Source organism: Thermohalobaculum sediminis, assembly GCF_023487995.1.
GTDB classification, from domain to species: domain Bacteria; phylum Pseudomonadota; class Alphaproteobacteria; order Rhodobacterales; family Rhodobacteraceae; genus Thermohalobaculum; species Thermohalobaculum sediminis.
This window is the reverse complement of sequence record NZ_JAMFKN010000003.1, coordinates 451236-474565: the sequence shown is the minus strand read 5'-3', so window position 1 is coordinate 474565 and position 23330 is coordinate 451236. Positions and strand designations below refer to the sequence as shown.

19 protein-coding genes are annotated in these 23330 nt (G+C 70.2%); 15 read left to right on the top strand and 4 right to left on the bottom strand.

Translation table 11 applies throughout. The features are described 5' to 3' along the window. Positions 1–11: 11 nt before the first annotated feature. Positions 12–236, top strand: coding sequence for a hypothetical protein (locus M1105_RS09445; protein ID WP_249580100.1), 225 nt, complete (start codon positions 12–14; stop codon positions 234–236). Positions 237–250: 14 nt separating this feature from the next. Here the strand turns inward: M1105_RS09445 and M1105_RS09440 are convergent, their stop codons facing one another. Then, positions 251–1144 (bottom strand): L,D-transpeptidase family protein, encoded by an 894-nt coding sequence (locus tag M1105_RS09440; protein WP_249580099.1) that lies wholly within the window; start codon positions 1142–1144, stop codon positions 251–253. 263 nt (positions 1145–1407) lie between these two features. Here M1105_RS09440 and M1105_RS09435 point away from each other — a divergent pair, with 263 nt between their 5' ends. The 8 genes from M1105_RS09435 (at position 1408) to M1105_RS09400 (ending at position 12940) form a co-directional block, all read left to right on the top strand. Continuing rightward, positions 1408–2097 carry a GntR family transcriptional regulator gene (locus M1105_RS09435; protein WP_249580098.1) on the top strand — a complete coding sequence of 230 codons (690 nt, stop codon included), beginning with the start codon at positions 1408–1410 and terminating at the stop codon, positions 2095–2097. Beyond that, positions 2094–3653 carry a class I adenylate-forming enzyme family protein gene (locus M1105_RS09430; protein WP_249580097.1) on the top strand — a complete coding sequence of 520 codons (1560 nt, stop codon included), beginning with the start codon at positions 2094–2096 and terminating at the stop codon, positions 3651–3653. Before M1105_RS09435 ends, M1105_RS09430 begins: the two co-directional genes overlap by 4 nt. Before the next feature lie 35 nt (positions 3654–3688). After that, entirely contained in the window at positions 3689–5422 is a 1734-nt protein-coding gene (locus tag M1105_RS09425) for a thiamine pyrophosphate-binding protein (protein WP_249580096.1), read from the top strand. A 408-nt stretch (positions 5423–5830) separates the two neighbouring features. Continuing rightward, positions 5831–6349, top strand: coding sequence for a hypothetical protein (locus M1105_RS09420; RefSeq protein ID WP_249580095.1), 519 nt, complete (start codon positions 5831–5833; stop codon positions 6347–6349). After that, a complete protein-coding gene (locus M1105_RS09415) occupies positions 6346–7956 on the top strand; it encodes a GMC family oxidoreductase (RefSeq protein WP_249580094.1) in 1611 nt (536 codons plus the stop codon). Before M1105_RS09420 ends, M1105_RS09415 begins: the two co-directional genes overlap by 4 nt. Beyond that, a complete protein-coding gene (locus tag M1105_RS09410) occupies positions 7953–9071 on the top strand; it encodes a ferritin-like domain-containing protein (RefSeq protein WP_249580093.1) in 1119 nt (372 codons plus the stop codon). Before M1105_RS09415 ends, M1105_RS09410 begins: the two co-directional genes overlap by 4 nt. Next, on the top strand, positions 9068–9577 hold the full coding sequence (locus M1105_RS09405; protein ID WP_249580092.1) for a DUF3237 domain-containing protein: 510 nt from the start codon (positions 9068–9070) through the stop codon (positions 9575–9577). The genes M1105_RS09410 and M1105_RS09405 overlap by 4 nt, the downstream gene beginning before the upstream one ends. 72 nt (positions 9578–9649) lie before the next feature. After that, complete coding sequence (locus tag M1105_RS09400; RefSeq protein WP_249580091.1) at positions 9650–12940, top strand: adenylate/guanylate cyclase domain-containing protein; 3291 nt, start codon at positions 9650–9652, stop codon at positions 12938–12940. A 19-nt stretch (positions 12941–12959) separates the two neighbouring features. On the opposite strand, the gene M1105_RS09395 is transcribed toward M1105_RS09400, so the two are convergent. Continuing rightward, positions 12960–13223 carry a DUF1653 domain-containing protein gene (locus M1105_RS09395; protein WP_249580090.1) on the bottom strand — a complete coding sequence of 88 codons (264 nt, stop codon included), beginning with the start codon at positions 13221–13223 and terminating at the stop codon, positions 12960–12962. A 232-nt stretch (positions 13224–13455) separates the two neighbouring features. On the opposite strand from M1105_RS09395, the gene M1105_RS09390 reads away from it, so the two are divergent. Then, entirely contained in the window at positions 13456–14142 is a 687-nt protein-coding gene (locus M1105_RS09390) for a GntR family transcriptional regulator (protein ID WP_249580089.1), read from the top strand. A gap of 29 nt (positions 14143–14171) precedes the next feature. Here the strand turns inward: M1105_RS09390 and M1105_RS09385 are convergent, their stop codons facing one another. Next, entirely contained in the window at positions 14172–14603 is a 432-nt protein-coding gene (locus M1105_RS09385) for a nuclear transport factor 2-like protein (protein ID WP_249580088.1), read from the bottom strand. 281 nt (positions 14604–14884) lie between these two features. Between M1105_RS09385 and M1105_RS09380 the strand changes: the two genes are divergently transcribed. The 4 genes from M1105_RS09380 to M1105_RS09365 all read left to right on the top strand — a co-directional run bounded on the left by M1105_RS09380 (position 14885) and on the right by M1105_RS09365 (position 20855). Next, positions 14885–16075, top strand: coding sequence for an ABC transporter substrate-binding protein (locus M1105_RS09380; RefSeq protein WP_249580087.1), 1191 nt, complete (start codon positions 14885–14887; stop codon positions 16073–16075). A 97-nt stretch (positions 16076–16172) separates the two neighbouring features. Continuing rightward, positions 16173–17045 (top strand): branched-chain amino acid ABC transporter permease, encoded by an 873-nt coding sequence (locus tag M1105_RS09375; RefSeq protein WP_249580086.1) that lies wholly within the window; start codon positions 16173–16175, stop codon positions 17043–17045. A gap of 13 nt (positions 17046–17058) precedes the next feature. Further along, positions 17059–19593: a branched-chain amino acid ABC transporter ATP-binding protein/permease gene (locus M1105_RS09370; RefSeq protein WP_249580085.1), complete on the top strand. Its 2535-nt coding sequence runs from the start codon at positions 17059–17061 to the stop codon at positions 19591–19593. Further along, the gene (locus tag M1105_RS09365) at positions 19590–20855 is read left to right on the top strand and encodes an amidohydrolase family protein (RefSeq protein ID WP_249580084.1); all 1266 of its coding nucleotides are present in this window, start codon (positions 19590–19592) and stop codon (positions 20853–20855) included. Before M1105_RS09370 ends, M1105_RS09365 begins: the two co-directional genes overlap by 4 nt. A 22-nt stretch (positions 20856–20877) precedes the next feature. Here the strand turns inward: M1105_RS09365 and M1105_RS09360 are convergent, their stop codons facing one another. Then, on the bottom strand, positions 20878–21582 hold the full coding sequence (locus M1105_RS09360; protein ID WP_249580083.1) for a TetR/AcrR family transcriptional regulator: 705 nt from the start codon (positions 21580–21582) through the stop codon (positions 20878–20880). A gap of 110 nt (positions 21583–21692) precedes the next feature. On the opposite strand from M1105_RS09360, the gene M1105_RS09355 reads away from it, so the two are divergent. Beyond that, the gene (locus tag M1105_RS09355) at positions 21693–23285 is read left to right on the top strand and encodes a gamma-glutamyltransferase family protein (protein ID WP_249580082.1); all 1593 of its coding nucleotides are present in this window, start codon (positions 21693–21695) and stop codon (positions 23283–23285) included. Positions 23286–23330 lie beyond the last annotated feature (45 nt).

Sequence of the window (23330 nt, the reverse complement as noted above, 5' to 3'; positions counted from 1 at the left end):
AGGAACAAGGAATGCGAACCTTTCAGAGCGCGCTGCCGAAAGTCCTTGCCATCGCGACGTTGACCCTCGTCGGCGCCTGCGCATCGAAATCCGACGTGGAGGCGCTGAGAGCGGACGTCGCGCAAGCGCAGGCGGACGCGGCCGAGGCCAAGCAGCGCGCCGCCGCGGCCGAGGCGGCTGCGCTCGCGGCGCAGGAGCGCGCCGACCGGATCTATCGCGAGTCGCTGCGGAAGTAGCCGCTCCGTCGCTGTCAGAACTCGGGCCTGGGGCGGCGTGAGATCTGGATCGGCACGCCGCGCCGTTCCCGCACCGTCATTTCGATCAGCGGCCAGTCGAGGTCGGCGTCGGCGGCGCCCGGGACGGTCGCCAACAGTGCCGCGATGCTCGACACGTCCATCGGGTAGTTCGCGATCGCGCCTGTCTCGATCGCGTCGGCATGCTCCTGGCTCGCATGCGCCTCGAGGAAGAGCGCGCCGTCCGACCAGCCGAACTTTATCTCCTGGCTGATGATCCGCACCGGCGTGCCGGGGCTCACCTCGTCGAACAGGATCGCGATGTGTTCGGGGTAGAGGCGAATGCATCCGTGGCTGACCCGTCGGCCAACGCCGAGGGGCTTGTTCGTTCCGTGGATGACGTACGAATCGAAGCCGAGATTCATCGCGAAATCGCCGAGTGGATTGTCAGGCCCCGGTCCGATCTGGGCGGGGAGGTAGGGCTTCTCTGCCCGGATGGATGCCGGCGGGGTCCACACCGGGTTCTTTCGTTTCAGGGTTATGGCCGTCGAGATCTGCGGCGTTTCCCAGTAATCCCGGCCGATCCCGACAGGGTAGGTCGCGACACTGCCGTCGCGCCGGAAATGGTAGAGGCGGAGCTCGGCGAGGTTGATGACGATGCCCTCGCGCGGGGCGTCGGGCAGGATGTGAGCCGATGGCAGCATCACCTTGCGGCCCTCGCCCGGCAGCCATGGATCGACGCCGGGGTTCGCCGCCATCAGTTCGACGAAGCCCAACCCGTATCGCTGCGCGAGCCGCGGAATGGTTTCCTCGTGGCGCACCTCGTGGACGGCCATGCGACCCACGATGTCGCTTGCCTGTGGCTCGCCCGCACTGAAGGCGCCGCGAGGCATGAGCATCGCGGCGATCATGGCGAGCACAACGACACCCCTGGCCAAGCTGGCCTTCCTTGCTTCTGCTTCGGGCGACATCACGGGATGCCAGTCTAGCATCGGAACAGCGCCGAATACACCGCACCGTCCGCCTGCTTGGGGACATGCCGAGCGATGCCGGTGGGCCGAAGCCCGCAGAGCCGCCTGGTTGCCGGGTGATGCGCCATGCTCCGACGACATGGGTTGTCTTGCGGCGCGAATCCATGTACTGAACTCTGAATTCAGAGTTCGAAAGAAGCGCGATGTTGGAGACCGCACCCAGCCTCACCGATCAGATCCACGACGCCATCGTGGCGGAGATCTGCGACGGACGCCTCGCGCCGGGCACGCATCTCGTGCAGGAGCGGCTGGCCGAGCGTTTCGGCGTGTCGCGCCAGCCGATCCAGCAGGCCATGGCGCGGCTCAGGGCGGATGGCCTTGTCGAGGAATGCGGGCGGCGGGGCCTGTTCGTTACGGCCCTCGACCCCGCGCGGATGCGCGAGCATTACGGGATCCGCGCGGCGCTCGACGGCTGGGCGGCGCGCGCGGCGGCGCGGCGGATCGCTGCGGAACCCGCCCTCAAGGGCGCTCTCGCCGAGGAGGGGCGGGATATCTTCGAGGCCGCAAGACGTGCCGTTGCCGCGGGCGATGTGCTGGCGCTCATGCGCTGCGACGATGCGTTCCACTTCCTCGTCTACCGCGCGTCCGGCAACGCGATGGTCGCGACCACGGCCGAGCCGCACTGGCGGTTCCTGCGTCGCGCGATGGTCGATGTGCTACGCGAGGCCGAGGCGCCGGCCGAGATCTGGCGCCAGCATGGCGAGATCTTCGCCGCGATCACTGCCGGTGACGCCGAGGCGGCGGAGCGGCTGGCCGTAACCCACGTCGAACGCGCGGCAGCCCTTCTCGCGGCGGTCCTGCGGAACCAGAGCCCCAGGGGAGGCGAGCGATGACACCGATTCCGACCGCCGGGCAGATGCTCGCCACCCAGGCGCGGCTGCAACCCGATCGCGTGGGCGCGCGCGATCTCGAGCGGTCGATGACCTTCCGCACCTGGAACGCGCGGGCCTGCCGGCTGGCCAACGCGCTGCTTGGCCTTGGCCTCGTAAGGGGCGACCGGGTCGGTGTGCTCGCCTGGAACAGGGTCGAATGGCTCGAGATCTACACGGCCGCGGCGAAGGCGGGGCTGGTCGCGGTGCCGGTCAATTTCCGGCTGGTGGCGCCCGAGATCCGGTTCATCCTGACTGATTGCGCGGTCTCGGCCGTGATCGCCGAGGAGGGCCTGCACGGCGCGATCGAGGAAATCCGCGGCGATCTCGACCTGCCGCAGGGCCGGTTCATCCATCTGGGTGGCGCGCGAACGCCCGCTGGCTGGCGGGGCTACGAGGCGCTGATCGCCGAGGCAGGCGACCGGGAGCCCGGCACGCGGGTCTCGCCGGACGAGGCGTGGTGTCTGATGTACACATCGGGCACCACCGGCAACCCGAAGGGCGCGATCCGCGGGCATGCCGGCATGGGGATGCTGGCGCTGATGACCGAGATCGAGCTTGGCCTCGGCCGGCGCGACGAGGCGCTGCTGGTGATGCCGCTCGGCCATGCGAACTCGCTGAATTTCTTCACCTCCTTCCTTTATTGCGGGGCCGCGACCAGCGTGTTCTCGCGGGCGAGCTTCGATCCCGAGCTCTGCCTGCGCAGCTTCGCGGAAACCGGGGCCACCTTCACCTCGCTGGTGCCCACGCATTACGAGATGATGCTCGACGCGCCACGTCCGCCCGGCGACTTCGGCCGAGTCGAGAAGCTGATGGTCTCGTCCGCTCCCGCGCGCGTCGAGACCAAGCGCCGCGTCATGGAGATGTTCCCGAATTCGGGGCTTTTCGAGCTTTACGGCTCGACGGAAGCCGGTTGGGTCACGATGCTGCATCCCGACGAACAGTTCGACCATTTGGGCAGCGTCGGGCGCGAGGTGGCGGGGTCGCTCCCGATCCGCCTGCTGGACGACGACGGCAACGAGGTGCCGGACGGCACGCCCGGCGAGCTCTACAGCTGCGGCCCCTACGCCTTCGACGGCTACTGGAACCGCCCGGACAAGACCGCCGAGGCCTTCCGGGGTGACTACCTTACCGTGGGCGACGTCGCGGTGCGCGAGGCGGACGGCTTCATCCGCCTGATCGACCGCAAGAAGAACATGATCATCACCGGCGGAGAGAACGTCTACCCGACCGAGGTCGAGGCGGTTCTGGCGCGCCACCCGGACGTGCGCGATGTCGCCGTGGTCGGCCGGCCCGACGACCGCTGGGGCGAGCGCGTGATCGCCGCCGTCGTCCTGCGCGAGGGTGCGAGCGTGACCGCGGCCGAGCTGATCGAGTGGTCGCGCGGCCGGCTTGCCGGCTACAAGCGCCCGCGCGGGATCACCTTCATCGAGGCCCACGAGATGCCGCGCACCGCCACCGGCAAGATCCAGCACGGCCTGCTGCGCGACCTGATCGCCTGGCGTGAGCCGTCGTCGTGACCGACCAGAAACCCACCGATCCGCGAGGAAACCCGATGACCGAGACACAGGACCTGAACGCCGACACCCTCAGCGTCGCCGCCTGGATCGCGAAGGCGCTGGCGCGGCGCGGGATCGACCGCGTCTTCGGCCTGCAGGGCGGGCATATTCAGCCGATCTGGGACCACGCGGCGCGCAACGGGATCCGCATCGTGGACGTGCGCCACGAATGTGCCGCCGTGCACATGGCCCACGCCCATGCCGAAATCACCGGCGGTCTTGGCGTCGCCATGGTTACGGCGGGGCCGGGCGTCACGAACACCGTCACCGCCATGGCGAACGCCTCGCTCGCCCGCGTGCCGGTTCTGCTGATCGGCGGCTGCACCTCGCGCCCGCAGGCCAACATGGGGCCCCTGCAGGATATCCCCCATGTCGACATCATGCGCCCCGTGACACGCCATTCCCGCACCGCGCGGGTGCCGGAACAGGTGCTGCGCGAGCTCGACGAGGCGATCGCGCGCGCCATGGGCGACATGGGCGAGCCGGGGCCGGTCTATCTCGAGGTGCCGACCGACGTGCTGCGCGCGCACTTGCCCGAGACGCTCGTGCCCTCGGACTGGCTCGCGCCCAAGCCGCCGCGCCGCCCCGTCCCGGCGCCCGAGCGAATCGCCGAGGGCGCGGCCGCGATCCGTGCCGCGCGCCGGCCCCTCGTGGTCAGCGGGCGCGGGGCGCAGCGCGCGGGCGCAGCGCTGGTGCGGTTCCTCGATGCCGCCGACGCGCTCTATCTCGACACGCAGGAGAGCCGGGGCCTCGTCCCGGCCGGCCACCCGTCTGTGGTGGGCGCCGTGCGCGCCGCGGCGATGGCCGAGGCCGATCTCGTCATCACGCTGGGGCGCAAGCTCGACTACCAGCTGGCCTTCGGCTCGCCGGCCGTCTTCCCCGCGGCCCGCTTCGTGCGCATTGCCGACACGGCGGGCGAGCTGATCGACAACCGACGGGGCGAGCCCGAGATCCTCGCGGATGTCAGCCTCGCCCTCGACGCCCTGACCGAGGCGCTTGGCAACGACGCGGGCGCGCGCGACGCCGGGTGGCTCGACGGCCTGCGCCGCAAGCATCGCGAGCGGGTGGCGAAAGGCGATGCCGTCCGGGGGCCGGTGAGAGGTGGCGACGGGCGCATCCACCCGATGGCGATCTTCGATGCGATCCGCGACGTCGCCGATCCCGGCTACTTCGCCGTCGCCGATGGCGGCGACCTCCTCAGCTTCGCGCGGGTTGGCCTCGCGGCCACCAGCTACATGGACGCGGGCGCCTTCGGCTGCCTCGGCGTCGGCGTGCCCTTCGCCATCGCAGCCGCCTTGGCGCAGCCAGGCCGGCAGGTCATCTCGGTCAATGGCGACGGCGCCTACGGGCTCAACGCCATGGAGGTCGACACGGCCGTGCGTCACGGCGCGAAGGCGGTCTTCATCGTCTCGAACAACGCGGCGTGGAACATCGAGCGGTTCGATCAGGAGTCGAACTATGGCGGCCGGGTGGTCGGCACGACCCTGCGCCACTCGGACTATGCCGCGATGGCGCGGGCTCTTGGCGCACATGGCGAGCGGGTCGAGGACCCGGCCGACCTCGCCGACGCGCTGCGACGCGCGATCGCGAACGCGCCCGCCGTTGTGGACGTCGTGACCTCGCAGGATGCCGTGTCGTCCGATGCGCGCAAGGGCCTCGGCTTCGTCCCCGACTATCAGGCGCTCACCGCCTGGGACGACGCCGAGCGCCGCCGCCGCGGCGAGATCTGACGGGAGCGCACCGGGTCCGACCTACTCGGGAGCGTGCCGGCCCGCGAGGGCGCGAGCGGCTTCGCGCCGGCATGAGGCCGGTCATCGCCGATGTCTCGGCCCGCACACCGGGCGGCCCCACGGCGCAAGCGAGGGGTCGCGTGCCGCAAGTCCGGCCGCGCCGGGCGAGCATCAGTCCGGGGCTGACGATCAGGATCGAACGGGTTCGGGCCGGGTTGATCTCGCAGCGGGAGGTCCGCGAGGAGCATCAGGGCAGGAACGTTCTTGCCCTGCGCCGCATCCGCCAGGGCCTCAACAGAATCTTTTAGCGATCGGCCGGGAATGCGCTACGGTTAACCCATCGTCAAGCGACCGGGGGGATCGTTCTTGATTTCGCGCGCCTATTACACGGAACCATTGCCCGCTTCGTTGATTTACAGTGAGCCGCGAGCCCTCGCCGCCTCCGAGATCGACGCGCTTTGGGAGATCTTCACGGCGATCAACCGGGCGTGGAGCCTGTTTCACACCCGCGATCCGGCACACACGGTGCTCGACGCGTCGAACCTGCGCTCGACCTGGCTAGAATTCGTGCGCCTGCGTGCCGAATCCACCTCGCAGCCAAGCTATGTCGGCGAATACGAGAACGCGATCCGCGTGGTCGCCGCGCTCAGGGCCGAGGGGGATGGCGATCCCTTCGAGCGGCTGTTCTTCGACCGCGACCTGGTCGGTGCGTCCCCGAACGCGCACGAGGCCGCGCCGATGAGCACGCGGGCGGCCCATGCCAAGGATTACGTCGTCGACGAGTTCATCTCGGTCATGGTCATCGCAAGCGGGTTCAAGGAATTCGGGGGGCGCAACTACAATGGCTTCCTCGGCGGCTCGCGCTTCAACCGGGTCACGAAGATCGCAGCACATGTGGACCTGCCGATCCCGGGGGTGCGGTCATGAGCGCGGTCGCGGATGTCGAATACCTGCTGATCGGCTCGGGCGTCGCGGCCTCGACCGTCGCCATGCGCCTGCTCGCGCATGACCCCGACACCTCGATCCTGATGCTCGAGGCGGGCGACGAGATCCCCTCCAAGGACCGCCGGGCCTGGTGGGACTTCGTCGTCACCGGCGCGCTGCCCTACGATTACACCTATGACGACGATGCGCAGGTCTCCTACACCGGCAACACGCCCTGGCGGATGAACGGCTCGCGCGTCACTGCCTATGGCGGCACGACGATGCACTGGGGCGGCTGGGCGCTGCGCATGAAGCCCGAGGATTTCCGCCTGCGCACGAACACGGGGAAAGGCGGCGACTGGCTGGTCGGCTATGACGAGCTCGAAGGCTATTACTGCGAGGCCGAGCGGCATCTTTCGGTCTGCGGCGATCCGGCCGACACTTCGGTCCCGCGCAGCGAGCCCTTTCCGCTGCCGCCCTATCCCTGGCTTGCGGCCGATCTCGAGATGTTCGAGGGCTTCGCGGCCAGCGGCGCAACCCCGGCGCGGATGCCGCTCGCGCGGTTTCGCAAGTGCATGACGACGGGGACCTGCCGCTACTGCCCGCTGGGCGCGCGCTTTTCCGGCCAGTACGTGAACGACGATCTCAGGGCGGGCGGCTATCCGAATTTCGAGATCCGCACCCAGGCCACGGTGACCGGGATCAGGCTCGACAGCCGCAGGCGTGCGCGCGGCGTCAGCTATATTGACCGCTCGGCGAGGGGCAATGGCGAGGTCCGGCAGGTCGACGCGGCCAAGGTGATCATCTGCGCTGGCGCCTTCGAGTCGCCCAAGCTGCTGATGATGTCGGGCAGGCCGTTCTACGATCACGGCATCGGCAATGATGCCGGCAATGTCGGGCGCTACCTGGTCTCGCACTCGTTCCTGTCGGTCAGCGGCACCGCACCGTCGAACCCCGACCGCGTGACCTCGGAGTACGGCTTCCCCACGCTCATGTCGCGCAGCCTCGACGACGAGACGCGGCAGGCGACCGGCAAGATCTTCATGTTCCGCAACCAGAACACGCCCGGCGGGAACTGGGCGCGGCTGATGCAGGCGGGCAAGACGCGCGCCCAGATCGATGCCATCGCCACCGGCCCGCGCCACATCGGCATCAGCGCCTTCTACGAGGAGTTCGGCGTATGCGGAAACTACCTCAGGCCGATCGCCGGGCGCTTCGACCGGTTCGGGCTGCCGCTGATGGAGATCCATTTCGACCGGACGACCGAAGTCACGAAGAACGCGCATCTGCGGCTGGCCGAGATGGAGGAGATCTTCCGCGCGATCCCCGACTACGTACTGGACGAGAAAGGCTCGAAATTCGAGGGCGCGGCCGGCTTCCACGCCTCGGGCACCTGCCGGATGTCGCGGACGCCCGAGGACGGCGTGACCGACGGCGACCTGCGGGTGCATGGCATGGACAACCTCTATGTCTGCTCGAATGCGGTCTTCCCGTCGGTCGGTGCGGTGAACCCCACGCTCACGCTTACGGCGCTGGCCTTCCGCCTCGCGGATCATCTTGCGGGTGGCCGCCCCGCGCCTGTCGCCGCATCGCGGGAGGGCGTGGCATGACCGGCTTGGGCGACACCGCCGCGCGGCGGGACTTCGGCGATCTGGTCACCCGCTGGGATGCGCTCGCGCCGCGCCTCGCGGCCGACCGGGACGAGGGGATGGCGTGGCTGCACGACGCGCTCGACGCGGCCATCAAGCTCGAGTTCTCGACCATCCCGCCCTATCTCTGCGCGCTCTGGTCTATCGAGGACCAGTCGGCGCCCGTGGCCGACGCGATCCGGCGCATCGTGCAGGAGGAGATGCTGCACATGGCGCTGGCCTGCAACATGCTGGTCGCTATCGGCGGCACGCCGCGCATCGCCGAGCCGGGCTTCGCGCCGGTCTATCCGGGACCGCTCGCGGGGGGCGTGCATGCCGGGCTTGAGGTCGGGCTGGCGGGCCTTTCCGATGCTGTTCTCGAAGCCTTCATGGTGATCGAGCTGCCCGAGAAACCCGCGGCGCACGAGACCGACGAGCTTGCCGCCTGGGCGCTCAGGCTCGACCACGATCTTGCCGGGCACGAGACCATCGGCCAGTTCTACGACCGGCTCGAACGGGCGTTCACGTGCCTCCGCCCCGCGCTCTCTACCGACCGGCAGATCGCGGGGCCGCTCGCCTGGTTCCCGGTGCGCGATCTCGATGACGTCCACGAGGCGATCACGCTGATCAAGCACCAGGGCGAGGGTTCGGCGCTCGCGCCGCTCGAGCACGACCCTATAAGGCCCGGCGACATCGAGCTTGCGCATTACTACCGCTTCCTCGAGATCCGCGCGGGGCGGCGGATCGCCTATTGCCCCGAGCGCCGCGTCTGGGGCTTTGGCGCAGAGCCGCTCGAGCGTCCCGCCATCCGGCCGATGGCACCGGTGCCCCCGGGTGGCCATCCCGCGCCGGGCAGGACGGTGCCGCCCGAGGTTGGGACGATGCTGGCGCGCTTCGATGAACGCTACACGACGCTGCTCGCCCAGCTTGGCGCGGTCTGGGCCGAGGGCGATCAGGGCAAGCTGGTGCAGGCGATCGAGACGATGTTCTCGCTGGAGGCGGACGCGCGCGCCCTGATGCGGATCCCGATCGACCCGAGCAACCCGGCTTCGGGCACCTATGGCCCATGTTTCCGCGCGACGGGAGAGATGACATGACCCCGGACCCCGCCCGCCTGCCGATCGAGACCGAGTTCCTGTTCCGCGTGGTGATCCAGACCGACAGGAGCCGGATCCGGAAGCTCGAAGCGACGCCGTGGGGCACGGCGATGGATGTCGCCGTCGCCGGTGGCACGGTCACCGGGCCGAAGATCAACGGCGTGCTTCTGAACATCGGCGCCGACTGGGGGCTGGTCACGCGGCAGGGCGAGGGCGCGGCGCTCGATGTGACCGACCTCGACTGCCGCGTGATCATCGAGACCGACGACAGCCCCGCCTGCCTGATCGAGATGCGCTATGCGGGTGTCGGCTTCAACCATCCCGGCGTCGCCGAACGTCCCGCCATGGACGGGGTGCGCGACGCGGGCGGATACTATTTCCGCACCACCCCCCGCTTCCGCACCGCGGCCCCGAAATACGACTTCCTCAACCGGGTCGTGGCGGTCGCATCGGGCTATCATCGCGTCGCGGCCGGGCCGATCTATGATGTCTACGCGGTCCTCTAGCGGGGACGCGGATCACGAGGGGACCCGCGCGCGGCCGCGGGTCGCGGCGGCGTTTTCTGGAAGGCTTGATTGATGCTGTGTGCAGGCTGCAACCACGACAACCGCGAGGGCCGCAAGTTCTGCGCGGCCTGCGGCGCGGCGCTGCCCGCGCCCTGCGCGGCCTGCGGCTTCGCGAACGAGCCCGGCGACCGGTTCTGCGGCGGCTGCGGCGCGGCGCTGGGATCCGGCCCGGCGCCCGTCATGGCGCCGCCGCCTCCTGCTGCACCCGACACCCGGCGTGCGGCGAGCCTGCGCGAACGGCGACAGGTCACGATCCTGTTTGCCGACATCTCCGGCTTCACCCGCCTCTCCCAACGTCTCGACCCCGAGGAGACCCACGCCGTCATCCAGAGCTTCTTCGACACCGTCGATGGGATCATCGAGAGCTTTGGCGGCACCGTCGACAAGCATATCGGCGACGCGGTCATGGGCCTTTTCGGCGCCCCGATCGCCCATGGCGACGACCCCTTGCGCGCGGTCCGCGCCGCGGTCGAGATCCATCGCGCGGTCGAGGCGCTGAGCCAGCGCGGCCCGCACGCCTTCACCGTGCATGTCGGCATCGCCAGCGGCGAGGTCGTCGCCGGCGGCCTCGGCCCCGAGGGGCGCGACGAATACACCGTGATCGGCGACTCGGTGAACCTCGCGGCCAAGCTCGAGTCCCATGCCGAGAGCCGCGAGACGCTGATCTCGGACGCCGTGTTCAAGGCCGTGTCGGGGGTCGTGACCTGCGAGCCGGTCACCGTCCCCGACCCGACGGCGCCGGGTCGCGAGATGACCTCGTGGCGCGTGCTGGCGATCGAGGCGCTGCGCGCGGACCGCCCGCGCTCGCCCATCGTCGGGCGCGAGTCGGAGCTGCGCCACTTCGACGCCGTGGCCAAGGCGTCGCAGCGCGTCGGGCGCGGCGAGGCGATCCTGCTGCGCGGCGAGGCCGGGATCGGCAAGACCCGGCTGGTCGAGGAGTTCGGCTCGATCGCGCGCGCGAACGGATTCCGTCACCACGCGGCGCATGTGCTCGACTTCGGCGCGGGCGAGGGGCAGGACGCGATCCGCGTGCTGGTGCGCAGCCTCGTCGGTATCGCCATGTCGGATGGTCCCGACGCCCGCGCCGAAGCGATCGCCACGGCGATCGGCTGCAACCTCGTCCATCCCGAGCACGAGGTCTTTCTCTACGACCTGGTGAACCTGCCGGCGCCGGCGCGGTTGCGCGGTGCCTATGAAGCGATGGACAACGCCACCCGGTTCGAGGGCAAGAAGGCCGCGGTGGCCCATCTTCTGCGCCGCCAGAGCATGGCGGCGCCGCTGCTCGTGACGGTCGAGGATCTGCACTGGGCGCAGACCGTGACGCTCGACTATCTCCGCGGGCTGCTCGAGGCCATCTCCGACTGCCCGGTGGTTCTGGTGATGACGACGCGCACCGAGGGCGACCCCATGAGCCGAAGCTGGCGCGGCGGGCTGCGTGGCGTCTCGCTGGTCGCGATCAACCTCACGCCTCTGGGCCGCGCCGATTCCGAGGCGCTGGCCGCGCAGTTCGTCGAGCGATCGAGCCAGTACGTCCTCGACTGCATCGACCGTGCCGACGGCAACCCGCTGTTTCTCGAGCAACTCCTGCGCAATGCCGAGGAACAGCGCGGCCAGAGCCTGCCCGCCACGATCCAGAGCCTCGTGCTCTCGCGCATGGACCGCCTCGATCCCGCCGACCGCGAGGCGCTGCAGGCGGCGTGCGTCATCGGCCAGCATTTCGGCGCGGCCGCGCTGTGTCACCTGCTGGGCCGATCCGCCTTCGACGGCGCGCGCCTGATCGACAGCCAGCTGATCCGCGCCGATGGCGACGGCTATCGTTTCATGCATTCGCTGATCCGAGAGGGCGCCTATTCCTCGCTGTTGCACTCGCGCGCCCGCGAGCTGCATCTCAGCGCCGCCGAGTATTACCGCGCTCGTGATCCGGTGCTGTGGGCCGAACACCTCGACAAGGCAAGGGATCCGCAGGCGGCCGCGGCCTATCTGAGCGCCGCGCGTGCCCAGCAGGCGAGCTACCATTACGTGCACGCGCGCCTGCTGATCGAGCGCGCGATCGAGATCGCCGAGGACCCCACGATCCGGTATGCGCTGCACAGCGCGCATGGTGAGTTGCTGCGGGCGCTGGGCGAGTCCGAGGCGTCGATCGCCGCCTATGGCCGCGCGCTCGACACCGCGCCGACCGACGCCGATCGCTGCCGCGCCCGCATCGGCATGGTCGAGGGGATGCGCGACGGCCAGAGGCTGTCCGAGGCGCTCGACTACCTCGCCGAGGCCGAGGCGGTCGCGCGCGAGCTCGGCCTCGTCGAGGAACTGGCCCAGATCCACGGGCAGCGCGGCAATCTCTACTTCCCCATGGGCCGGGTCGAGGCGTGCCTCGAGCAGCAGAAGCTGTCGCTCGAACATGCCAAGCGCGCCTCGTCGCCGATGCTCGAAGCGCGGGCGCTCAGCGGGCTCGGCGATGCCGAGTATGCCCGCGGACGGATGCAGACGGCGCATCGCCATTTCGCCGACTGCGTCGCACTTTGCCGCGCGCATGATTTCGCGCGGATCGAGGCGCCTAACCTTGCGCTGAGGGGCCTCACGCGGTTCTACGCGCCCGATCCGCGCGCCTGCGTCGACGACTGCACCGCCGCGATCGACGCCGCGGTGCGCGCCAAGCAGCAGCGGGCCGAACTGGTGGCCCGCACTGCCGCCCTTCATGCGCAGATCGAGATGGTTGACCTCGACGGCGCAAGGCGGCAATGCCAGCGTGCGACAGAGTTGGTCGAGCACCTTGGCGCGCGGCGCTTCCTGCCCGAATGCCTTATCTTCCTCGCCAAGATCCTGATGGTCGAAGGCCGTCGCGCCGAGGCGGTCGAGACCGCCGAGGAGGCCGTAGCGATCAGCCTCGAGAGCGACGCGGGGCGCAGCTTCAGCGGGCCCTGGGCGCTCGGGACGCTCGCGGTCGTCGCGACCGATGCCGCGACGCGCGCGCGTGCTTTGGCCGAGGGCGAGGCGATCCTCGCCGGCGGATGCGTGAGCCACAACTCGCTCTGGTTCCATCGCGACGCGATCGAGGCCACGCTGCTGGCCGGCGATTGGGACGCGGCCCAGCGCCATGCCGCGGCGCTCGAGGCCTACACCGCGGCCGAGCCGCTTGGCTGGTGCGAGGTCTACATCGCTCTCGCCCGCTGCCAGGCGACCGGGGCGTTGTCGGGGTGGGACGAAGCCGGCGAGGCGGCGCTCGCCTCGGCAATCCACAAGGCGAAGGGCGCGGGCCTTGGCATGGCGTGCCGTCTCGCCGGGAGCTTGCAGCCCGCGGATTGATGCCACGGGCGGACGGCGATCAGTCCATCGAGCCCACGAAGGTGAACATCGGCTGCCGGACGCCTTCGTAGTCCACCTCGCTGTGGAACACGTCATAGGGCCGCGTGAAGTATGCGAAGGCGCCATACTCGGCCTCGAGGTCCGCGTTCGGGTAGAGCGCGCGGTAGACGACGGTCTTGGCATGGGTCGACGTGTCGAGCGCGACCGCGATCACCTCGTAATAGTGCTTGTTCCTGTAGTGCTGATAGATGGCACGCTGCACGGTCGCCCCCCTCTCGTTCATTCCCGACGGCATCACGTTACCGGCTCGCGTCACCGGGAAAAAGCATTGATCGCCGCCGCCGCAGGCGAGCCCCTGCGACGCGGCACCGTCAGGTCGCCTGAGCCGCATTGCGCGCCACGCGCAGAGAGAGAGGCTCTGGCCGAGTTCACTGCATGCATGCTATCCGATGGATCGGATGCGCTTTCGATGCGCCCCCGCGGGGAACGCCGGGGGGAAATATCGGGAACCCGGGATGACACCGCGCCAGAGCCGCACGGACGAAATCTGCGACGCCCTTCGGCGCGCGATCCTCGAACAGGCCCTCAAGCCGGGGACCAAGCTGCCCGAGGACGCCCTTGGCGAGAGCTTCGGCGTGAGCCGGACGATCGCGCGCCACGCGCTGGGGCAGCTCGCTGCCGAGGGGCTGGTCGATCTCAGGCGCAACCGGGGCGCAACCGTGGCGAGACCGAGCTGGGAGGATGCGCGCGACCTGTTCGACGTGCGCATCGGGCTCGAGCGGACCGTGATTTCGCGTCTCGCAGGGCGGCTGACGGCTGCCCAGATCCGTCGCCTCCAGGAACATGTCCGCACCGAGGAAGCCGCGCGCGGGCAGAGCGACCCGATCGCGATCCGCCTCGCGACCGAGTTCCACCTGCTGCTGGCCGAGATGACCGAGAGCCCGGTGCTGGTGCGCTATGTCCGCGAGCTCTGCCTGCGCTGCGGGCTCACGCTTGCGCTTCACGGGCGCCCGCATTCGTCGGAATGCGCGATCAACGAGCATCTGGAAATCATCGATGCACTTCGCGAAGGCAAGACCGAGGCCGCGACGCGCTCGATGGAGCAGCATCTCGAATCGGTCGCCAAGCGCGCGCTGATCGAGCCCTCGGAGCAGGCCGTGCCTGATCTCACGGCGATTCTGGCGTCCTACGCGCGGGCGTGAAGCGCGGCGCCCGGCGCCCGCGCCCGCGATCAGACGTCGAGGCCGTGACGCCCGAGCAGGCGCTCGGCGCTGTCGTTCCAGACGTCCATCTTCACGATCTTGCCGCCACGCACCACGAAGCGGTCGACATAGCGGTTGCCCTCGAAGGGATCGCCGTTCGGCCACTCGCCATAGAGGGTTCCCAGGCTGTAGACAATGGTCTCCTCGGCGCCGGGCACGACGTCGAAGCGCTCGAACTTCTTCTTCACCCACTTGTAGCGGCGCGCGTTCAGCGCCGCGCTCTCGCCCGGATGGGCGAAGCGCCGGCCGCCGGTGAAGGTGATCTCGACCCCCGGGGCCATGAAGGTGAACGCGCGCTCGGGGTCCGGCACCATCGAGGCCTCGAGGAACTCGCGGACGGTCTCGCGGTCGGCCTCGGCGCGGGCCGCCGCCGGGGTCGTCGTCGTGCTTGCATCGTTCATTCCTGCTCCTCCGCCGGGGTTGACTCTCGGGTGGCCGGCCGTTCTGGCACGCGGATTGCTTGCCTTGATCATCGCGGGGCCGGCGAGGAGTGCCGGAACGCACCCACCGCCGACTCGCGATGAAAGAGTAGACAGTCTCAAAATTGCATGCAATCTTTGCATTCAAAATCAGAGCTCACGGGGCGCGCGCGAGCCGGATCGCAACAGTGCCCGGCCGCGGCAGGGGAGACCCCGGGCCCCGCTGCCGCGAAGCCGGACGCAGACACGGAGGCCGACACGACATGACACGCATTCTGACTTCTCTCACGCGCCGGTCGATCCTCGCCGCCGGCATTGCCGCGGGGCTCGCATGGCTCCCGGGCGGCGGGGCGCTGGCGGCCGACCCGATCCGGATCGGCCTCGTCGCGGCCCTTTCGGGCCAGTCCGCGAAGTCGGGCGAGGCGATCACGCGGGGTCTGAGCATCGCCATCGACGAGATCAACGCCGCCGGCGGCGTTCTGGGGCGCCCGCTCGAGCTGGTGTCGCGCGACGACGAGAGCAACCCGGGCAAGGGCCTTCTGGCCGCGCGCGAACTTGTGCAGCGCCAGGGCGTGGTCGCCCTGATCGGCGGGCTCGACACGCCGGTCTCGCTGGCCATCGTGCCCTTCGCGAACGACGCGAAGGTGCCCTTCATCGGCCCCTGGGCCGCGGGGACCCCGATCACCCGCAACGGCGCCGCCGAGAACTACATCTTCCGGGTCTCGGCCGTCGATGCCTATGTGGGCGAGGCGCTGGTCGAATATGCCGTGGACGAGTACGGCGCGAAGAAGCCGGGGATGATCCTCATCAACAACCCCTGGGGCGAGTCGAACGAGGACGCGCTGCACCATGCACTCGAGACGCGGGGCATGGCGACTGCCGGTGTCGAGAAGTTCGAGACCAACGATGTCGATGTCGTGCCGCAGCTCACCCGGCTGAAGGAGGCGGGGGCCGACACGCTGTTCATGGTCGCGAACGTCGCGCCGTCCTCGCAGGTCGTCAAGTCGCTCGACCGGATGGGCTGGGACGTGCCGATCGTCTCGCACTGGGGCCCGGCCGGCGGGCGCTTCACCGAGCTCGCGGGGCCGAGCGGCAGCCGTGTCCACTTCATCCAGACCTTCGTGTTCACCGAGGACATGAGCGGCAGGTCGGCCGAGTTGATGGCGAAGCTCAAGGCGAAGTATCCCGAGATCAAGACGATCGCGGATGTCACCCCCGCGACAGGTATCGCCAACGCCTATGACGCGATGCACCTGCTGGCGGTTGCGATCGGCAATGCCGGCTCGACCGACGGTCCGGCGATCCGGCAGGCGCTCTACGGGATCGAGGAGCACGAGGGGCTGATCAAGACCTACCGCAAGCCCTTCTCGCCCGAGAACCAGGATGCGCTGGGGCCGGAGGACTACGTCTTCTCGCACTTCGTCGAGGGCAAGATCCTGCCGCTCGGCAAGTGAGCGGCGCGACGCTGACGGATGGCCCCGCCGCCACGCGGCGGGGCCCGGATGCCGAAGGCCCGATGACGGCCGACGTGATGATCCGGAGGGGACGCACATGCTCCTGACCTCGGCACTGATATCGGGGCTCGGCCTCGGGGCGATGTACGGGCTGATCGCGCTCGGCTTCCACGTGACCTACTCGGTCTCGAACACCGTGAACTTCGCGCAGGGCAGCGCCGTGATGCTGGGCGCGGTGCTGGGCTACACCTTCATGGTGACGCTGGGCTGGCCGTTCTGGGCGGCCGTGCCCGCGGCGCTTGCGGGCTGCGCACTGCTCGGCCTCGTCGTCGAGCGGGCGCTGGTGCGGCCCTTCGTCAGCCGCGGCTCGGATTCGTGGCTCATGGCGACCGTGGCGGGTGGCATCCTGCTCGACAACACCGTGCTGTTCACCTTCGGCAAGGAGCCGCGCAGCCTGCCCTCGCCGCTCGCCTCCGAGCCGGTGTCGCTGTTCGGCGCCGGGGTCTATCCGCTGCAACTGGTCATCCCCGTGGTCGGCATCGCCATCGCGGTGGTGTTGCAGCTCGTGTTCCGGCGCACGCGGCTGGGCAAGGTGCTGCTCGCGGTGGTGCAGAACCGCGATGCCGCGCGGCTGATGGGGATCGACGCGAAGGCGGTGGTCGCGACCTCCTTCGCCCTTGCCGCGGTGCTCGCGGGGATCGCGGGGCTGCTGATCGCGCCGCTCTACTCGGTGCATTCCGAGATGGGGATGCTGTTCGGCCTCAAGGCTTTCGCGGTCGCGATCCTCGGCGGCATCACCTCGGCGCCGGGCGTGGTGATCGCGGGTCTGCTCTACGGCGTCATCGAGGCGCTGGTGACCGCCTATCTGGGCTCGACCTATACGCAGATCGTGGTCTTTTCCGTGATCATCCTCGCGCTCACGCTGATGCCGAACGGCCTTCTGGGCCGCGCCGCGGTCAACAAGGTCTGAGGGGGGGCAGGGGATGCGCCAGTCCGGTTCCGCCTCGCAGCTTCCGCTCACGCTGGGGATCGTCGCGCTGACGGCCGCGGGCGCCGCCTTCGCCTGGACGGTCGGCGGCTATTTCTCGTTCGTCGCGGCTCTGGTGGCGCTCACCACGGTGGTGGGCGTCGGCCTCAACGTGCTGGTGGGGCTCACCGGGCAGATCTCGCTGGGCCATGTCGGCTTCTACGCGCTCGGGGCCTATGCGGTCGCGATCCTGACGCTCGCGGGCCTCGACTACTGGGTGGCCTTCGTGTTGGCTGGGCTGATCACCGGCTGCGTCGGCGGGTTGCTGGCGCTGCCGGCGCTCAGGGTCAGCGGGCCCTACCTCGCGATGGTCACTATCGCCTTCGGCTTCATCGTCGAGCATGGCACCATCGAGGCGCGGGGTCTCACCGGCGGCCAGAACGGGCTGATGGGTTTCGCCGGGCCGCATCTGGGCGGCGCGGACTTCGACGACCGGCAGATCGCGATCTTCGCCATTCTGCTGGCGGGGGCGGCGCTCGTCCTGTTCCAGCGGCTGCTTTATAGCGGCTGGGGCCGGGCGATGCTGGCGGTGCGCGACAGCGAGACGGCGGCGCGCTCGACCGCGCTCTCGCCCATCCTGGTCAAGACCTCGGCCTTCGCGCTCTCGGCGGCGCTGACGGGGCTTGCGGGCGCGGTGTTCGCGCCGCTGATGATGTTCATCGCGCCGTCGTCCTTCATGTTCTCGCAGTCGATCCTGTTCCTGTTCGCGGTGATGGTGGGTGGCGTCGGCTGGACGCTGGGGCCGCTGGCGGGCGCCATCGTGACCGTGCTGCTGCCGGAGCTGCTGGCCGACCTTGCGGAATACCGGCTGCTGTTCTTCAGCGTGACGCTGATCCTGGTGCTGTGGCTCGCGCCGTCGGGCATCGTCGGCGCGCTTGCGCGGGTCTTGCGGCGCGAGGCGCGGGCCCTTCCGCCCGTGCCGGCGCCCGCCGAGGCGGTTGCCTTCATCGAGCGCGCGCGCGACGGGCTGTCGCTGGTGGCCGATCGGATCGGCATCTCGTTCGGCGGCATCCGGGCGGCGGACGAGGTGAGCTTCGAGGCGCCGCCGGGACGGATCACCAGCATCATCGGCCCCAATGGCGCGGGCAAGACGACCGTGCTGAACATGATCGGCGCGTTCTATCGCCCCTCGCAGGGCTCGATCCGGCTAGGGCAGGACGAGCTTGCGGGCCGCACGCCTACCGACGTGTCGCGCGCCGGCATCGCGCGCACCTATCAGACCACGCGGCTGTTCGAGACGCTGAGCGTGCTCGACAACATCCTGATCGGACTGCGGCGCGGGCGGCTCGGCAACCCGACCGCGCGGCTTGGCAGCGCCGAGGAGGCGCGTCTCGCCTCGGCGCTCCTGCATTTCGTGGGATATCGCGGCTCGGTCATGGCGCTCGCGGGCGACCTGCCGCATGTCGATCGCAGGCTGGTCGAGATCGCCCGCGCGCTGGCGCTGCGCCCACGGGTTCTGCTGCTCGACGAGCCCGCGGCTGGCCTTGCCGAGAGCGAGAAGAAGGAGCTCGCCGCCCTCGTGCGCATCATCGCCGATCACGGCCTCGCGGTGGTGCTCGTCGAGCACGACATGGGCATGGTGATGGGCATCTCGGACCATATCGTCGTGCTCGACGCCGGCCGCCCGATCGCCGCCGGCACGCCCGACGCCGTGCGCACGAACCCCGCCGTGATCGAGGCCTATCTCGGCGCGGGCGAGATGCAGGCCCGCCCCCGCGCGGGCGCATGGGCTGCGTCCGGGGAACCCGTGCTCGAGGTCGCGGACCTCGCCGCGGGCTATAGCGCGGCGCCGGTGCTCAAGCGGATCGGGCTTTCGGTCGCGCGGGGCGAGATGGTCGGCATCCTCGGCGCGAACGGCGCGGGCAAGTCGACCACGATGCGGGCGATCGTGGGTCTCCTGCGACCTGTGGAGGGGCGCATCGCGCTGGGGGGCGCCGAGATCCAGCGCGAGGCTGCGCACCAGATCGCGCGCCGCGGCGTCGCGCTCGTGCCCGAGGGGCGGCAGGTGTTCCCGGAACTGACCGTGCTCGACAACATCCTGATCGGTGCCTGCCGTCGGGGCGCGGGCGACTATTCGGCCGAGGTGGCGCGGCTGCTGGAACGCTTCCCGCGGCTGAAGGATCGGATCGGCTCGCGCGCGGGGCTGCTGTCGGGCGGCGAGCAGCAGATGCTGGCGGTCGCGCGCGGGTTGATGGCGAAGCCCGAGGTGCTGCTGCTGGACGAGCCCTCGCTGGGCCTTGCGCCGGCGATGATCGAGGAGCTGTTCGCCGTGCTCGCGGACCTGCGCGACGAGGGCACGACGATCCTGATCGTGGACCAGATGGCCAAGATGACGCTGGGCGTCGCCGACCGTGCCTATGTGCTGGAGCAGGGGCGCGTGGTCAGGGCCGGCCCGGCCGCTGAGCTTGCGGAGGACGCGTCGCTCGAGGAGGCCTATCTCGGCGGCGCCGCGCAGGACGACGGGGCCACCCCGCGGGCGGCCGCGCGATGAGCGGACTCGACCTCGTCCTGCGGCGCGCGCGCATCGCCGGCCGCGGGGACGCGCTGGCCGACATCGGCATCGCAGCCGGGCGGATCGCGGCGATCTCGCCCGTGATCGCCTCGGACGCGCCGGTCGAGGATCTCGACGGCCGCATCGTCGTGCCGGGCTTCGTCGAGAGCCATGTCCATCTCGACAAGTCCTGCCTGCTGGAACGCTGCGGCCATGCGCCGACGCTGGCCGAGGCGATCGGCGCGGTCGCCGCCGCCAAGCGCGGCTTCACCGTCGAGGATGTCTACAGCCGCGGCCGCGCCACGCTCGAGAAGGCGATCCTGCACGGCACCACGCGGATGCGCACCCATGTCGAGATCGACCCCCGCGTGGGCTTGCGAGGATTCGAGGCCGTCCGCGGGCTCAAGGCCGACTACGCCTGGGCGATCGAGCTGCAGATCTGCGTCTTTCCGCAGGAGGGCCTGCTGAACGACCCCGGCGCCGAGGAGCTGCTGATCGAGGCAATCGAGCGCGGCGCCGACCTCATCGGCGGCTGCCCCTATACCGACTCGGACCCGCACGGGCATATCGCCCGCATCTTCGACATCGCCGGGCGCCACGACCTCGACATCGACTTTCATCTCGACTTCCATCTCGACCCCGCGCGTGGCGACCTCGCCGAGGTGTGCCGGCAGGCGCGGGCGCGCGGCTGGGGCGGGCGGGTCGCGGTGGGCCACGTCACCACCCTCTCGGCGCTGGCGCCCGAGGCCCTTGCGGCCGCCGAGCGGATGATGGCGGATGCGGGCGTCGCGCTGACCGTGCTGCCCTCGACCGACCTGTTCCTGATGGGGCGCGCGAGCACCCATCTCGTGCCGCGCGGGGTCGCCCCGGCGCACCGGCTCGCCGGGCGGGGGGTGACCTGCTCGATCTCGACCAACAACGTGCTGAACCCGTTCACGCCGTTCGGCGACTGCTCGCTGATCCGGATGGCGAACCTCTATGCGAACGTGGCCCAGCTTGGCTCGCTCGAGGAGATGCGGCTCTGCCTCGACATGGTGACGGCGGCGCCCGCGCGGCTGATGAACCTCGCGGACTACGGCGTCGAGCCTGGCAACCCCGCCGACCTCGTGGTGCTGGACGCGCGCGCGGAAGGCATGGCGGTGGCCGAACTCGCGGCGCCGCTGTTCGGTCTGAAGGCGGGGCGGCGGACCTTCACCCGGCCGGCGGCGGTCCTGCATGCGCCGGGCGCGGCGCGCGCGGGCGGCGCGGTGTCGGCGGCCTGAGGGAAGGCGCCGCAGCGCCGCCTCAGCCCACCCGGCCCGGCCTCGCGCCGGGGACGGCGAGGTAGCTCAGGATCATCTCGAGCGCGTGCGCTCGCCGCGCGGCGAGCCAGCCCGGATCGCCGAGATCGGCGTTGAAGAGCACCGACAGGGTAAAGCGGTTCGAGATGTGCAACTGGCTCTGCGCCACGATCGAGACATAGAGCTGGACCGGATCGACGCCGCCGCGGAACACGCCCTCTGCCTCGCCCCGCGCCAGCAGGTCGCGGATCGCCTCGACCAGCGGCACCGTCATCGCCTGGATGCTGGGAAGGCGTTTGAGGAAGCGCGCCCGCAGGATGTTCTCGTTCATGATCAGCGCGATGAAGTCGCTGCGCGCGGCGAAGAAGTCGAAGGTGAACAAGACCAGCCGCCGGATCCCCTCGACCGGCTCGGCCCGTCCGAGGTCGAGCGCCTGCTCCTGCTTGCGGATCTCGCCGTAGACCGATTCGAGGACGGCGAGATAGAGCCCCTCCTTGTTGCCGAAATAGTGGTAGATCATCCGCGTGTTGGTGCGGCTGCGGCGGGTGATGCGCTCGATCCGGGCGCCGGTCAGGCCGTGCTGGCAGAACTCGGACCGCGCCGCGTCGAGGATCGCGCGCCGCGTGCGCTCGGGGTCGCGTGGCCGCGCCGGGCGGGCGGCGCCCGATGCGGTTGCGCCCGCCCGCCCGGTGTTCGATGCTTGCGCCATGGACCAGCACTCCCGGCCTGCCCGCCCCGCGCGCGGGGTCGGCCCCTTGACAGGCATTTCCACAAGTAAGAATACACTTACTCCTGCATTGCAAGAGGAGCCCGCGCGCCATGCTGCACACGACACGCGCCTATGCCGGGATGGTGACGGCGCCACATCACCTCGCCGCGCAGGCGGGGCTCGAGGTGATGCGCGACGGCGGCAACGCGATCGAGGCAATGATCGCGGCGGCGTCCACCATCGCGGTGGTCTATCCGCACATGAACGGGCTGGGCGGCGACGGCTTCTGGCTGGTCGGTCGCCATGGCGAGGGCGTCGAGGGGATTCAGGCCTGCGGCCGCTCGGCGGCGCTGGCCTCCCGCGACTGGTATCATGGGCAGGGCCTCGCAGCGATTCCCGGGCGCGGGCCGCTCGCGGCGCTCACCGTGGCGGGGGCGGTGTCCGGCTGGCAGGCGGCGCACGAGCTGAGCCGGTCGCGGCATGGTGGGCGCCTGCCGCTTGCGCGCCTGCTGGAGGAGGCGATCCGCCACGCGCGCGAGGGCGTCGCGGTCACGCGCACGCTGCACGAGAACGCGGCCGCCAAGCTTGCCGAGCTGCGCGACGTGCCGGGCTTTGCCGATGCCTACCTGCGCGACGGGACGCCACTGCCGATCGGCGCGCGGCTGCGGCAGGAGCGGGTGGCGGAGACGCTCGCACGGCTCGCCGAGGCTGGGCTCGACGATTTCTACCGCGGCGAGCTCGCGCGCAGCATGGCGGCCGAGCTCGAGGCCGCGGGCAGCCCGCTTCGGCTCGGCGATCTTGAGGGCCACCGGGCGGAACTGGTGGTGCCGCTCTCGGCTGGTGTGGCGGGGCACCGGGTCTACAACATGCCGCCGCCGACGCAGGGGCTGGCCTCGCTCCTCCTGCTTGCGCTTTATGCGCCGATCCTGCCGGAGCAGGCGGAGGGTTTCGATTTCGTCCACCGGCTGGTGGAATGCACGAAGGCCGCTTTCCGGGTGCGGGACCGGCATGTCGGTGATCCCGCCTACATGACGGTGACCGCTGACAGCTTCCTTGCGCCCGACAGTCTCGAGCGGCTGGCCGCCGGCGTCTCGACCACGCGCGCCGCCCCCTGGCCGCACCCGGCGCAGCCCGGCGACACGGTGTGGCTGGGCGCCATCGACCGCGACGGGCTGGCGGTCAGCTACATCCAGAGCGTCTACTGGGAGTTCGGCTCGGGCATCGTGCTGCCGACGAGCGGCGTCACCTGGCAGAACCGCGGCACCAGCTTCAGCCTCGCCGAGGCGCATCCGAACCGCCTCGATCCGAAGCGGCTGCCGTTCCACACCATCCAGCCCGCAATGGCCGAGCTGTCGGACGGGCGGATGATGGTCCATGGCACGATGGGCGGCGAGGGACAGCCGCAGACCCAGGCGATGGTGTTCGCGCGGCACGTGCTGCATGGCATGCCCTTGCAGCAGGCGGTGACCGCGCCGCGCTGGCTGCTGGGGCGCACCTGGGGTGCCGCGACCACCAACCTCAAGATAGAGGACCGGATCGGCGAAGGGGTGATCGCACACCTGCGCGCGGCCGGGCACGATGTCGAGGTCGTGGGCCCCTATGCCGAGATGATGGGCCATGCCGGGGCGATCCTGCGTCACCCCGGCGGCCTCCTCGAAGGCGCCACCGACCCGCGCAGCAACGGCGCGGTCGCCGCGCGCTGAGAGGGGCGCCACCCCGCCCGATCGCACCGCCACGAGCGAAAGCGC

Coding starts and splice junctions, on each gene's coding strand:
- M1105_RS09430 (WP_249580097.1), top strand. CDS start 2,094: ATGACACCGATTCCGACCGCCGGGCAGATGCTCGCCACCCAGGCGCGG.
- M1105_RS09360 (WP_249580083.1), bottom strand. CDS start 21,582: ATGGCGCAAGCATCGAACACCGGGCGGGCGGGCGCAACCGCATCGGGC.
- M1105_RS09435 (WP_249580098.1), top strand. CDS start 1,408: ATGTTGGAGACCGCACCCAGCCTCACCGATCAGATCCACGACGCCATC.
- M1105_RS09400 (WP_249580091.1), top strand. CDS start 9,650: ATGCTGTGTGCAGGCTGCAACCACGACAACCGCGAGGGCCGCAAGTTC.
- M1105_RS09375 (WP_249580086.1), top strand. CDS start 16,173: ATGCTCCTGACCTCGGCACTGATATCGGGGCTCGGCCTCGGGGCGATG.
- M1105_RS09370 (WP_249580085.1), top strand. CDS start 17,059: ATGCGCCAGTCCGGTTCCGCCTCGCAGCTTCCGCTCACGCTGGGGATC.
- M1105_RS09385 (WP_249580088.1), bottom strand. CDS start 14,603: ATGAACGATGCAAGCACGACGACGACCCCGGCGGCGGCCCGCGCCGAG.
- M1105_RS09445 (WP_249580100.1), top strand. CDS start 12: ATGCGAACCTTTCAGAGCGCGCTGCCGAAAGTCCTTGCCATCGCGACG.
- M1105_RS09380 (WP_249580087.1), top strand. CDS start 14,885: ATGACACGCATTCTGACTTCTCTCACGCGCCGGTCGATCCTCGCCGCC.
- M1105_RS09425 (WP_249580096.1), top strand. CDS start 3,689: ATGACCGAGACACAGGACCTGAACGCCGACACCCTCAGCGTCGCCGCC.
- M1105_RS09390 (WP_249580089.1), top strand. CDS start 13,456: ATGACACCGCGCCAGAGCCGCACGGACGAAATCTGCGACGCCCTTCGG.
- M1105_RS09355 (WP_249580082.1), top strand. CDS start 21,693: ATGCTGCACACGACACGCGCCTATGCCGGGATGGTGACGGCGCCACAT.
- M1105_RS09395 (WP_249580090.1), bottom strand. CDS start 13,223: ATGAACGAGAGGGGGGCGACCGTGCAGCGTGCCATCTATCAGCACTAC.
- M1105_RS09410 (WP_249580093.1), top strand. CDS start 7,953: ATGACCGGCTTGGGCGACACCGCCGCGCGGCGGGACTTCGGCGATCTG.
- M1105_RS09365 (WP_249580084.1), top strand. CDS start 19,590: ATGAGCGGACTCGACCTCGTCCTGCGGCGCGCGCGCATCGCCGGCCGC.
- M1105_RS09405 (WP_249580092.1), top strand. CDS start 9,068: ATGACCCCGGACCCCGCCCGCCTGCCGATCGAGACCGAGTTCCTGTTC.
- M1105_RS09440 (WP_249580099.1), bottom strand. CDS start 1,144: ATGATCGCCGCGATGCTCATGCCTCGCGGCGCCTTCAGTGCGGGCGAG.
- M1105_RS09415 (WP_249580094.1), top strand. CDS start 6,346: ATGAGCGCGGTCGCGGATGTCGAATACCTGCTGATCGGCTCGGGCGTC.